General features: G+C 44.2%; 7 protein-coding genes and 1 riboswitch. Of the genes, 1 reads left to right on the top strand and 6 read right to left on the bottom strand.

The genetic code is table 11. The features are described from left to right. Positions 1 to 49: 49 nt before the first annotated feature. The 5 genes from AC3WRW_RS00660 to AC3WRW_RS00640 all read right to left on the bottom strand — a co-directional run bounded on the left by AC3WRW_RS00660 (position 50) and on the right by AC3WRW_RS00640 (position 8,816). Positions 50 to 1,474, bottom strand: coding sequence for a glycosyltransferase family 2 protein (locus AC3WRW_RS00660; RefSeq protein ID WP_492543993.1), 1,425 nt, complete (start codon positions 1,472 to 1,474; stop codon positions 50 to 52). A 34-nt stretch (positions 1,475 to 1,508) separates the two neighbouring features. Further along, entirely contained in the window at positions 1,509 to 2,561 is a 1,053-nt protein-coding gene (locus tag AC3WRW_RS00655; protein WP_492543991.1) for a HEAT repeat domain-containing protein, read from the bottom strand. A gap of 36 nt (positions 2,562 to 2,597) precedes the next feature. Then, positions 2,598 to 5,648 carry a hypothetical protein gene (locus AC3WRW_RS00650; RefSeq protein ID WP_492543989.1) on the bottom strand — a complete coding sequence of 1,017 codons (3,051 nt, stop codon included), beginning with the start codon at positions 5,646 to 5,648 and terminating at the stop codon, positions 2,598 to 2,600. Between the two features lie 10 nt (positions 5,649 to 5,658). Further along, the gene (locus AC3WRW_RS00645) at positions 5,659 to 7,848 is read right to left on the bottom strand and encodes a family 2 glycosyl transferase (RefSeq protein WP_492543987.1); all 2,190 of its coding nucleotides are present in this window, start codon (positions 7,846 to 7,848) and stop codon (positions 5,659 to 5,661) included. 131 nt (positions 7,849 to 7,979) lie between these two features. Continuing rightward, positions 7,980 to 8,816 (bottom strand): amidase, encoded by an 837-nt coding sequence (locus AC3WRW_RS00640; RefSeq protein WP_492543985.1) that lies wholly within the window; start codon positions 8,814 to 8,816, stop codon positions 7,980 to 7,982. Positions 8,817 to 8,989: 173 nt separating this feature from the next. Continuing rightward, a riboswitch (cyclic di-GMP riboswitch) is annotated at positions 8,990 to 9,075 on the bottom strand. 337 nt (positions 9,076 to 9,412) lie between these two features. On the opposite strand from AC3WRW_RS00640, the gene AC3WRW_RS00635 reads away from it, so the two are divergent. Then, positions 9,413 to 10,765, top strand: a complete 1,353-nt coding sequence (locus AC3WRW_RS00635) for a catalase (protein WP_492543983.1) — start codon at positions 9,413 to 9,415, stop codon at positions 10,763 to 10,765. A 64-nt stretch (positions 10,766 to 10,829) separates the two neighbouring features. Here the strand turns inward: AC3WRW_RS00635 and AC3WRW_RS00630 are convergent, their stop codons facing one another. After that, positions 10,830 to 12,407 carry a M4 family metallopeptidase gene (locus AC3WRW_RS00630; RefSeq protein ID WP_492543981.1) on the bottom strand — a complete coding sequence of 526 codons (1,578 nt, stop codon included), beginning with the start codon at positions 12,405 to 12,407 and terminating at the stop codon, positions 10,830 to 10,832. Positions 12,408 to 12,443: the final 36 nt, after the last annotated feature.

Genomic DNA, 12,443 nt, shown 5'->3' with positions numbered 1-12,443 from the left:
AAAAAATACAGCCCCTCAACAACCATGAGACGCTGTATTTTTCCATTCATCACATCGGGGTCTCTTTCTCACTTGAGGCGAATTGTTTTCTTTTGATTGTCCCCCAAGCATGCCGGCCTTTTCTGAACTTGAAAATACCTTCAATGCGATAAAGAATCGTCAGCTGCCGATAGCCTAAATTCTCAAGGAGGGCAAAAGCGACTAATTTCATCGTATCCAGAAACGTTGTATATTTGCGGAACGATATTTGCTCCAATAAAATGCTCCCCATGGATAACGTGCTGCCCAATAAGAACGCAATGATAAAATAGATAAGAAAACTGTTAAATTCCAATAACCCAAATAAGTACGCTAGCGGTATGAAAATATAACCAAGAAACTCAATAATAGGACCGAACAATTCAAAAAACCAATAGTAAGGCAGTGTCACCATGCCGATGGTTCCATATTTCGGCTTCAGCATCATCGACTTATAACTAAGCAGGTTATCGAATAAGCCAATTTGCCATCTTCTCCGCTGGACTCTTAGATCCTTAAGCGATTCCGGGGCCTGTGTCCAACATATCGGATCGGCCAAAAATTTAATTTTATATTTTCGTTTTTCGTCTCTCATTTTCTTGTGCAGCCGCATGATGATATCCATATCTTCGCCAATCGTGTTGACTTTATACCCGCCGCATTCAATAACGATCTTCTTATTAAAGGCTCCGAAAGCTCCCGAAATAATAAGAACGGAGTTCATTTTGCTCAGACTGGTGCGTCCCGTCAGAAATGCGCGTAAATATTCCACAATTTGAAAAGCGGCAACTTTACTTTTGGGAAGATTCATCTTGACTAAATTCCCGTTCTGAATCGTCGAACCGTTGGCAATTCTTACAATGCCGCCCACTGCAATGGTTTCAGGATGTTCAACAAACAGCATCGTCAGCTTGATCAGTGCATCATTTTCTAAAATGGAGTCCGCATCAATACACGCGAAAGTCGGATACGTCGATATATTAATCCCCGCATTCAGTGCGTCGGCTTTCCCCCCATTTTCTTTATCAACGAGGATTAACCGCTCGCAATTCGCATTCCGGTAAATACCTACGATTTCATTGGTCTGTAAGCTTTTCTTGACCGGCTGATTCACTTTTTTCAAATCGAACTCTGCGATAATCTTATCCAGCGTTGCATCTTTAGAGCCGTCATTGACGATAATAATTTCATATTCATAGTAATTTAAAGCAAGCAAAGATTTTATATTATCCACGATGGTCGCTTCTTCGTTATACGCAGGAACAATAATGGAAATCGGAATCATGTTCTTAGAGTCCACATACCTTTTGTAATCAGACGACTTCATCTTCTTTAAATAGCCAAATATATCTACGACGGAAACGATCATCTGACCATTATAGAAGAGATTGATGGCAATGGTGTAAAGCATACAAAACTCACTAAAATAGAGGATGAACTTCCAAAAAACATACATATCATCTGCCGCCCTTCCTGAAATTCGGTGGTTCCTACGACGACAATGCCAACGCGCCCATAACGGCTTCACGTGCAAATCGATCCTTATGTTTCACGATCTGCTTTGCGTATTCTTTTCCTCCGGGAATTAACACGAGAGAATTGGCTGCATTGTGTCTTACCCACCATTCCGAATCACTAATTTTTTCTCCTAGAGCGGTAAAGCTCCGGCTTGTGCCAAGCTTCTCCAGACCCTTGGCGGCTGCTGCTCTGACCTCCCATTCCGCATCTTCAAGCATGCCGATCACATACGCTTCATAGGCAGGATTTTTCAGCTCAGATAACGCCCGAATGCAAGCAATCTTGAGGTTTATATTCGTACTGTTCAAATATTTTACATAATACTCGGCCAAATCTTCTAATTGGTAATCCGCAGATGCTTTAATTAAAATCCCTTTTAAGTAGTCATCGCTGGATGCAATAGTTGCTTTAAATAATTCATCCTTCGGGCCTTTGAAAATAGCAATGATTTCAATTACCGCACGGAACGATAAATGGATATTTTGGGAATTCGCATTGAAAATATGCGCTAGTCTCTGCAAATCGCCAAGCTTGGCAAGAGCAAGCAAGACGTGATAGATAACATCATTATCTTTGCTGTTGATAAGCTGATAAATGTGCATCTCCGCATCATGTACCCTCAAGTCTCCCAAATGCCGGCAAGCTAATGCCTGAACATGCGCTCGTTTGGACAAAAGCCGTTTGATCAGAAATTGTCTCGTTCCCGCTGTCTCATACAATTTCATTAATTGCTCTTGATTATTCTCAATAAATGGTTCGCCATTCTGAATGATGAGATCCATTAACATCTCGTTTTTTAATACGCTGTTCTTCATATAGGCAGATAGCTTTCGAGCGACATTCTGCTGCTCCTCCTCTTTCTCTAAAGAAAAATAGGAGGAGAGCATCTCTTCCAACGTCCCCTTAATTTTGGTTACAGCTATCATGTGGAAATACGAATATATCCACATGACAACAATCGCAATAAAAAAACTTGAAATTAACCCAATCGAAATCCAGAGTAAATAAAACGCTTGATTCGTCATGTCCGCTCACCTCCTTTCCCCTGATGTATGCTTATGCTAGTTAGCAAACGCTTCTCTGATCATGCCATAACTCGTTTTGGTGCGGGATACAGGTTGAGGTACATCCCAAGTGTTCCAACTGAACGTCCTGTAGCCCGATGAGGTCACGCTTTCCGGGAAATGATAGTCCACTTTTTGCGTTGCTTTATCCATCACGACCAAGGAGACCACGATGCCATCGGTCATTCTCACAGAAAGTGCCTCTTTCAAGCTCTCTGCCGGGCCCTTGTTCTTCTCATCGCTTAATACAAGCAAGCTTGATGGATCGGAGAAGTTGAGTCTTGTCCATGGAATCCTTACATTCAACGTGTTACCTTCGACGTAGAAATGACTCATACTATTCTCAAACGGCCCTGGGATCAATGCCGAACCGTCCATTTTTTCAAAAATCCCGGTCGTAGAAACGGCAGAGTAATAAGATCCTTTACTTGTATTGTAGGTCGGTATGACCAATAAATCGGCTTTGTTTTGGCTGTCGATGTTAATATTGAACTCCGCTCCCGACCAGTTCTCCTCACCCTCAGGGGATATTATGTACTCCCCATTTTTTCTATCGATCGTATCCAGATAGATCATGATTCTTTTTTGATCAAACGACGGCAAAGTCTGGAAATCAGCTTTTATATAGAAATAAGACTCATCTGAGTTAAAAGCTAACGTATTCAGCGGGTCTGAACCACGTAAAGTCATGGCATAGTCTGTAGGGATTTTGGACTCCATGGCCAGAATGCCATAATTTTGCTCAGGGTCGACCACATTATGCCATAAAGGCCCGCGACTATAAGGAATCATCAACGGGGATGTGAACTTACTGCTTGCCCCCCATTCATCGGCCCATTCGTAGATAAGCCCGCCCATCGCTCCGCTGTCTTTCATCATCGCGATCAAAGAAACAACCCCCGCACCTTGCCCAGCTTCCGTTGAGCCCGTGCTTGTCGGAAGACCAAATTCGCTGATTAACACCGGATACTTGTTCTGGGCCTTCATGACATTGTTCAAGTATGTTTTGAAGCCTGCATAAGAAGGTTTGGCTTCATCTGCTTCGCCACTTCTGAAAACCGGTTGGTCAGGGAACATATTATAGGCTCCGAAAAACCCGCTAGTCACTTTGTTCGTTGTATCCAAATGATTCATCGTCACGACCGAGGCCTTATTATTCCCATCTGCCGCCTTGTACATGTCTTGGTATACGGCATCAAGTTCCGGAATGCTGACAATTCCTGCAGGATGCTGCATCTGATAGCTTTGCTGTTCGTATTCGTAGACTTTATTACTTATCGCAGCTAACCACGATTCCGTTGGTGTTGCACTGCTGCCAGCAGAGACATATTCACCCGTATAGCGATAAGACGGATTCCCTGCATCCGTTGCAGCTACACGGTCCGGGCTCAAATCCGGCGCGATCAAATACCCAAGCACATACCCCGAAATGTCATTGATATAAACATCGGAGCTCTTTCCATTCGCACTTTCAATCGTCGCATTGCCATGAATGGCATTAATCGTATCCTCTGCCGACTTCTCAACGGCTGCCTGATACGCTTTATCTAGAAAATTCCCTTCGGGAGGTTCCTGATTAACGGCTATGTTTTGGAATAGATACAGCCTGTGATCCGGATGGTTATCATTAAAATTATCCAGTGTACGGTAAAAAACAGCTGGCATACGTGTGTACACTCTGATCGCATTGGCATTCATGTTGACGATTTTTTCAAACCAATCGGAGTAAAAGGCTGGGTCATCCGGATACGTTCCCTCCGGATTTCCCGGCACGGTTCGACCGATGTCCACCCCTTTGACGTACAGCTTCTTCCACTGACCGTTCTGATAGACAGAAAACTGCTTGTCATCAATCTTGGACGAGAGACGAGTGCCATCGCTAGCAACCTCTGTCGCCGCCTTGAACGATACGCGGTGTTCTAATGGCTTTATATCCTTGAACAGCTTGGACATCAAAGGTACGTAGAAATGCCAGTAGAAGTAGGAGAGATCCCCCTCGCTATTCACACTAAAATACCGATATAACGTGGTTGCCCCTAAAAATCTTGTAATCTTCTCAGGTCCCCGGTAATCTGTAAAATCACCAGCAAAATAAAAAGAATGCTTATGATTTGTATGTTTAGCTATAATCGCGGGAAGCTTAGTATCAAGTCCAAATGGGCTTAATTGATTCTTGCCCTCTTCCGTAAGCTTCAAGTCATACCAGGCAATGATCGAATCCTCGTCTACCGGCTTAACAATTTCAAACCAATTATAATAATCAACAGCTTCCGCTCCATAGGTTTTGGCATTCTGCTCCGCCATGTAGATCTGAAGAGATTTTCCTTTAAACCCAATATCACGCTGCAAAACCACAATTCTATTGTTCCCTGCGATGACAATTCCCGCTCCTGTAAGGCTCCATTTCTTCCCGTACTGTTGTTCATACGTCGCTCGCATCCAATTGGGAACATCCGCAGTTGAAGACAAGTCCGAGAAAAATTTTCCTGCCAATCCCGTGAAATTAACACCGAAAATGTCTCCCAGCTCCTTCGATACGCTTGTTTTTGTCGGGTCTCCGGCAATATTATATTCGCCGATAACCGTCGTCCCCTTGGCATAACTTGTTGCAACGAGAGCAACCTCCTCTTTCGTCATACCTGAAACCCCTTCGGGTTCCACTCCGTTGATTTTGGAATTTCCTGTCCCATAAGTATCCGAAAGATAAATAACATCCGGCACGTAAGTCAACTTTTGCAGCGGTTTGTTCACTAATTTCCCATCATTAAGAAAGTTGCCGTAATAATCGGTACTTACGTTGTATTTCTTATTCGTCTCTGGATTTTTTATCCTAAGATACCCCATAAGCCAATACAAACCGCGCTGTTTGCTGTAGTCTAATTGTTTCTCTCCACCGGAGACACTCGTTACAAGCGGAAATGTTTTGTTGAGCACGACGACATCCAAATTTTTATTAGGCATCAACATCCACCATACAAAAGGGGTTCCTACACTAACCAATAGAAATAGCAGCACCCAATAGCGAATTTTTATTTTTTTTATCCTCATGGTCTATTCCTCATTTATCGGCAGTCAATTGTTGAAATCCCTTTTGCAAAATAGAGTAGGAAGGCTTTAAACGTTCATGAAACGTAGGGAGGTCCCATTCCTTCCAGCTATACTCCTTCATGGCTAGATCTTGAGAGCCCTTGGTCGTGCCACTTTGAAGCTTTTCGATGCCAATTTGGAACCCGTTCACATGAAGCGGTGATATCTTGCCGTTCGCATACATATCATTGATGACGAATTTCTTGGAAGGGTCCATCACATTGAGCAGCTGCCAAGGTATTCTTATCTCTAGATGTCCATTTTCGTAATAAAAATCGTTTAAAGAATTATAGGAAGGACTGTCCGGATTGGCTATGCCATATCGAAGCACCCCTGTCTCATACCCGGTAAAAGGAATAACCGTATTCTCGGGTGGAATGACCACCTTTTTATTCAAGGCAAGTCGTATCGGATTAAATAAGCCTGAATTTTTCTCGTGGAACATCTCATTTTTTTCAATAAGATCCGTCTGGACCGCATAGCGAAAATAATAATTATCGTAATAGGCATCGACGAGAAGGCGAGAGTCGTCAGGCCCGTGAATTTTCAGAACAAAATCCGCATCGTTGCTAAACGTCGTATCATATTCAGAGTAGCCGGTGTTCCCCTGTTCTGGGATGATATCAATGGGAAGCAGCAGCGTATCCTTGTTAAAGTCATAATTCCCAGCATCAACTCTAATATACACATAAGCTTCGTCACTCTTCACATACAGCTTCGTGTCATCGTTTATGACGAGAGGAGCGTCATTCGTCCAATCATCCACCTTCCCATCCACATAACAGATGTTTTTGGTGCTTCCCGGATCAAAGGCTAATAGGCCGAAATGCTGCTCATTCGTCTGGGGATTCGACCAAAACGGACGAGAATCAGGCAGATCAAGATCGTTGTTGTTCCACGTTCTTTTGAACCACTCATCCTGCCACGAAAATACGATGCCGCCTGCCAGATTGGCCGTGTGAATATCGTTGATCATATGCATCAGCATATCACCTTGCGTCTTTTCGTCGATAAACCCTTGATTAAACCCGGTTATTCGATTTTCGTGCGCCTTCCCTCGCGAAGCCGGTATGCCGAACTCCGATATCACAATAGGCATCGAATGAAACTTTTTGATATCTTCCAAATAAGCTAAATAAGGATCTGGTTTGCCGTCTGGGCCTTTGAATTCAATATAATCCTTTTGAAAACTAAAAGAATCCGGGTAGTAAGGATACACGTGATACGAAACGAACATACCTGGTTTGTACGTATCATGCCATTTCACATGCTCGACATTAACTTCCACCAGATCTTCATTTTTATACGGTTCATTCGGATGCTTGAGCGGATCCGTCGTTACCCAGTTTGAGAATGCAACCGGCCTTTGCATATGATAGTTGGTCATTTCGTGCTCGACGATTTGATCGCCCATTTCGGCTAGAAATGCTTCGAATGGCGAAGCGCCGGATGTATATAGAAACTTGCCCTCATATACACGGCGGTTAGGGTTATTCTCATTCGTGCCTACGACAAAAGAAGGGTCCCACTCTATGCCTAGAATCCAACCTATCACATATTTCGACACATCTGTCGTGTAGGTGCCATCCGCATATCCTTTCCTAACAGGCAAATAGGCATTCCCATGTATAATATCAACAATTTCTTTGCCACTCGTAATGACATCACTGAGAATCTTCTCGTTGTTCCCAAAAGCATCATCGATCGTCATGATATCATCTTCATTCACCCAAACACCATGAATCATATAGATGGGCTGATTGCCTTCTTTCTCCATCTTGTGATTATAATCACTTAAAGCGTTATAAAACTGCGGACGTTGTGTGGTGTAAACCCGGATTGTGTTTGCATTCATTTGAGAAATATAGGTGAACCACCTCATATACTCATCGTAGGTAATCGCAACTTCTCCAGGAAAAGCACCCGGCTTTCCAGCTCCTAGATTAACACCCTTAACAAACATTTTATTCCATTTATTTACATTTAAAATATAAAAAAAACCATTGTCTGTTTTGCTGATATATTGAACATCGCCTTCCTTCAAGGAAGTCGTGCCTTCATTTATTTTGCTATGTAAAAAGAAAAATTGATATAACAACAAAATTCCAAATAATACAATTATTGAAATAATGCCAAGTAATACCTTTATTTTCAGCGTCATCTCCTTAGCCTCCCCTTTCATTTTATCGGTATACAGACTTAAATATCAATTTGTTGAGACCCCTTTACATTATTTTCATAAAAAATGAAAAATAACCCTAAACCTTTATGGCTGGGGTTATGGCGAAAGTTTTATTCCATCTTCATCCAACTGTCATAATGATGGATCGCGATTCCATGAAAAGCAGGATTGGCTTTGTAATTTTGATAAACAAGCTCCAACTGCTGATTCATATACGCTTTATCTTCTTCAAAGAAGGTTACAAATTGATATTCTTCCGCAAGACGGCCGGTTTCAACCGCTATCGTCCCCTTCACTTTATACTTCTCAAATAACTTCATTTCCGCTGAAGAGATCCCGATGATCCCGTCAGTTCCAGCTGCTGCATCCCGGTATGCCATGATGCTGATAAATTCAACATTTTTACAAAGCCACTCTGCCATATTTCCACTGCCATATTTGGTATCGTACTGTACACCGTAAAACCAAAATGGGATGTCTATTCCAAATTCCAATTGGAGTTGATCGGCTTGGTTTCTAAATGTCAGCATCATGGACTGGTATTCTTCCAGAAATTCATTGGTGTTATCCGCATACTGCTCATGCCCGTAGGGCTCAACATCTAAATGTATACCCGTAAATTTTTCATTTGGTGACGCAAACTCTTGATAGTTATTCAACCATTTAAGAAAAATCTGCTGAAGTGTAATGCCATGATCGGCCACCCATTCAGGTGCACCATCTAGGGCATGCACACGAATTCCATTAGCAGTCGCCTTGCTTATAAATTCCTTATAATGCTTCTGTTCGAGTGTAGTATCGATTTGAAGCAGCAAAACCTTGACGTTATTGTTGACCAAATTATGAATGATACTGTCCTGATCGGAAACAATCTTGGAAGTATCCCATAACCATGTCGAAAGGTTCGTAGAATTTTGAAATGCGTATTTCGAATCCGCTGCTGCCATTCCAGGTAAACCGAATAATATTAAGCAAACTCCACATAATATAGGAAAGAACCTTTTCATTTCTCCGCCCCTTCTTTCATGACAAAAAAACACAGTTCGGCTGCACACCGAACTGTGTTTGAAATAACGCCATAAAAACAAAAGTTGCAAAGTTTGTCTTTATTGCATTTTCGTTCGGCAACTGGCTGCCATAGGTATACACCCTTAGGCCCTGTAGTTTTGCGTCACTGCCTTTACGGCAGGTTTGCTATTATCGCGAAACTGATCGTTCTTATGTAAGAATAAACCAATACTAAACTATATTCTTCTTAAAGTCCACTAATTGGACAATGCGTACACGGCTCATCAGAAGAACTAAACCGGCCCTCCTCAAGGAGAACCGGTTATTTTTCATCTATCCAACCTCGCTCAACCGCCATCCCGAGAATGAACCAATAGGGTTAACGTCAAGAGGAAGTCCGGCTAGTTCTAAAAATACATATATGCGCATTGTATTTATATGTATTGGTCAACTCGTTGGGCTTGGCACAGGCCTATTCGCATAGCATAGCAGTTCTTGATACTTTTTTGATATATCCGGTATGGGAGGTTGAAAGATGAACGAGAGTAATGGAACTCGCCCTAACCAAAGGTCTGGAGATATACCGGCTGCTTTTCATTCGCAAACTGTGGGCGAACGAGGCCCTGTAGTGGAACAGGACAACATGCTGCATGAAAAGCTGGAGACTTTCATCCATGCGAAATTGTTAGAAAGGCCCGTGCATGTCAAAGGATATGGCGCATTCGGCTATTTTGAGACCGTACATGCCATGACGGCTTACACGCAGCTTTGTTTCTTGCAACATCCGGGTCAGCAGGTCCCTGTCACAGTAAGATTCTCCTTAGCCGTCAGCAACAAAGGCACGCCTGATACTTCCCGCAACGTGCGCGGATTCGCCACGAAGTTCTATACGGATCATGGGGTGTTCGATCTTGTCTGTAACCATATCCCCGTGTTCGCCGTCAGAGACGCCATCCGCTTTCCCGAATTTATCAATGCCTTCCTGCCGTCGCCCGTCAACAACCTAATCGATCCGCAGCGATTTTGGAGCTTCGTGGCCCGAGCACCGGAATGCACAAGCTTTCTTGTCCGGCTCTACTCCGACGAGGGCACCGTCAAGAGTCTGCGCCACATCCCGGGCCACAGCGTAAATACATACGTCTGGAAAAACGCGCAAGGTGTCCGCACTTACGTGAAATATCATTGGATGCCTCTGGCAGGTGTGCAATATATAGACCGTGAAGAATCAGACCGGCTCGCTTGCGAGAATCCGGATTATGCCGGCAAGGACTTATTCGATGCGCTGAACGCAGGCACAACGTTTGAATATGGGCTTTACGTGCAGCTGATGAACCCCCTAGACGAATCCTTTCTCCCTTATGATCCGTTGGATAATACAAAGGTATGGGATGAGCAGCAATATCCCTTGCTGCCTGTAGGGAGATTAGTATTAAATAGAAATCCTAATAATTATATGGAGCAAGTAGAAAAGTTGGCTTTCTCCCCTTCCAACCTGCTGGAAGGCGCAGAGTTATCGGACGATAAGCTGCTTCAAGGGCGTGCGAATATTTATTGGGATTCGCAGCGCCGGCGGCTTGGTCCGGACTTCCGCAAAATTCCGATTAATCATCAGCAGAACTGGACGCCTGAATCCCTCGTGACCAGTGGCAACGGGAGATTCGTGGAAGGTCGCCTCGTGCGTTCCGACCTGCCCAAGCAAGATGACTTCGCGCAAGCCGGTCAGTATTATCATGCTCTTGCCCCATTACAGCAAGAACGCTTGGTAGATAACCTGGCCGCCGATCTTGCAGGCATATCCCCCGATACGCAAACCATCGTGCTCAGCTACTTGTACCAAGCGTCCTTCGAGCTTGGCGAACGAGTCGCTCGAAAGCTCCAAACTTCATAGGAATAAAGCAAGCCTCCAAATTCACCTTAAAGGTGGTTTGGAGGCTCTAGGTTATGGAATCAAATTATTGCACGCCTACGGCTGTATACGCATTTTTTACAGAGGTCACTTGAGCGGAATTTGCTCCGTATAAATCAGTAGCTGCTTGAATGGCCGCTGCGCGCATCACGGCGAAGTTGGATGTAGGCGTCAGGTAGTAGATGAGTGCATGATAAATAATTTTCACGGCCGCATCACGGCCGATTCCGGACACCGTTACACCACTGTGAGTACCGCCTTGCGCCAACAGATAGAACGCTTTGTTGTTAATTCCGCTATTGGTGTGAACGCCGCCGTTATCGGCTGTGCCGGTATATCGATTGCTGTAATGGTCGGGATCGCCATAGGTCGTAGGGTTTGACATAGAACGAAGCGCGTCGCCTGAAATGCCCGGCGTATAAATCGCGTCGCCGATAAGCCAGTTTTTGCTCTCAATCGTATTTCCAATAATATCAGAAATCGATTCGTTCAGAGCCCCGGACTCGTTAATGTAATTCAGCCCAGCCGTATATTCGGTAACCCCATGCGTTAATTCATGGCCGACAACATCCAGATCTCCGGAGAGAGGCAGGAACGTAGTTCCGTCTCCATCCCCGTACACCATTTGCACGCCGTTCCAGAATGCGTTGTTGTAGCGGGTGCTGTAGTGAACCGTTGATCTGAGCTGAAGACCATTTCCGTCAATGCTGTTGCGCCCGAATTTCGTTTTGTAATAATCATATACAGTTGCCGCATAGGCATGCGCGTCTACCGCAGCTGGGTCATTCCAGGCATTCGTGGTACTGGTAAGAAGCGTTCCAGGCAATGTGGTGCGATTGCCCGCTGTATAAGTGACAATTCCTTTACCCCGCGTGGTGTCATAAAGTTGGTAGGTAGAGCCGGACAAAGTAGTCGTGAACGATTTGGTATCGCCCAGTACGCCTTTTCCTGTTCCGGTAGCGAAATCGAGAAGATCATACTGGAACAGAATATTGCCGGTTTCAGCGCTGATAAAGTAACGGGTACGGAGCGGAGATGGCTCGAGCACATTGACCTCAGTAACATAAGCCAGCACAGGCTGTCCCTCATGCACATAAACATACAAATCTGCTTTAGGCGCTTTCTGCGGTTCGCCAAGCTGGCCGATGCGGCTTTCCGCCTCTTTTTCAGCGGCAGCGATGGCGGTGGCTTCGCTAATTTTGGAAGCGCTTCCTTGAGGGACCAATTGTTCCTCATCAGAGAGAACACTGCCGATTAATGAAGTAACCTGCCCTGTTCTGTCTACATGTACGGTTTGTTCGGCGCCATAAACCGGTATTCCTTGTATGTACTGCTTTAGACGGTAATGCTGAGTTCCTGTTTGCGCATCAGTATCTTCTTTCACAACCTTGAGTTGCTTCTTCAATTCCGTTTTCTTGCCAATTTTGAGCGAATCTTTTTTGCTTTCAAGATAGTTCCAAACACGTTCTTCTCCCGCTACGCCAGCTGGGGATTTCCAGTTTTCGCCGATGATTGCTTTTGGAGCAAGTTTTTTTTCAAAATGATCCTGCGGAGCGGCAAACGCGGCTTGTGCGCTTCCTAACAACAAAGCAGCTGAAAGAATGGATACCAATGCTTTTTTCATAACTAATAATCACTCCTTTTGGTTTGTAAACATGTT

The organism is Paenibacillus sp. FW126-R14 (genome assembly GCF_058789495.1).
Note: the sequence above shows the minus strand (reverse complement) of the source record. Positions and strands in the feature narration are given on the sequence as shown.

What these genes read in the sequence shown, in the direction of transcription:
- AC3WRW_RS00655 (WP_492543991.1), bottom strand. Translation starts at nt 2,561, where the DNA reads ATGACGAATCAAGCGTTTTATTTACTCTGGATTTCGATTGGGTTAATT.
- AC3WRW_RS00650 (WP_492543989.1), bottom strand. Translation starts at nt 5,648, where the DNA reads ATGAGGATAAAAAAAATAAAAATTCGCTATTGGGTGCTGCTATTTCTA.
- AC3WRW_RS00630 (WP_492543981.1), bottom strand. Translation starts at nt 12,407, where the DNA reads ATGAAAAAAGCATTGGTATCCATTCTTTCAGCTGCTTTGTTGTTAGGA.
- AC3WRW_RS00660 (WP_492543993.1), bottom strand. Translation starts at nt 1,474, where the DNA reads ATGTATGTTTTTTGGAAGTTCATCCTCTATTTTAGTGAGTTTTGTATG.
- AC3WRW_RS00640 (WP_492543985.1), bottom strand. Translation starts at nt 8,816, where the DNA reads ATGGCAGCAGCGGATTCGAAATACGCATTTCAAAATTCTACGAACCTT.
- AC3WRW_RS00645 (WP_492543987.1), bottom strand. Translation starts at nt 7,848, where the DNA reads ATGACGCTGAAAATAAAGGTATTACTTGGCATTATTTCAATAATTGTA.
- AC3WRW_RS00635 (WP_492543983.1), top strand. Translation starts at nt 9,413, where the DNA reads ATGAACGAGAGTAATGGAACTCGCCCTAACCAAAGGTCTGGAGATATA.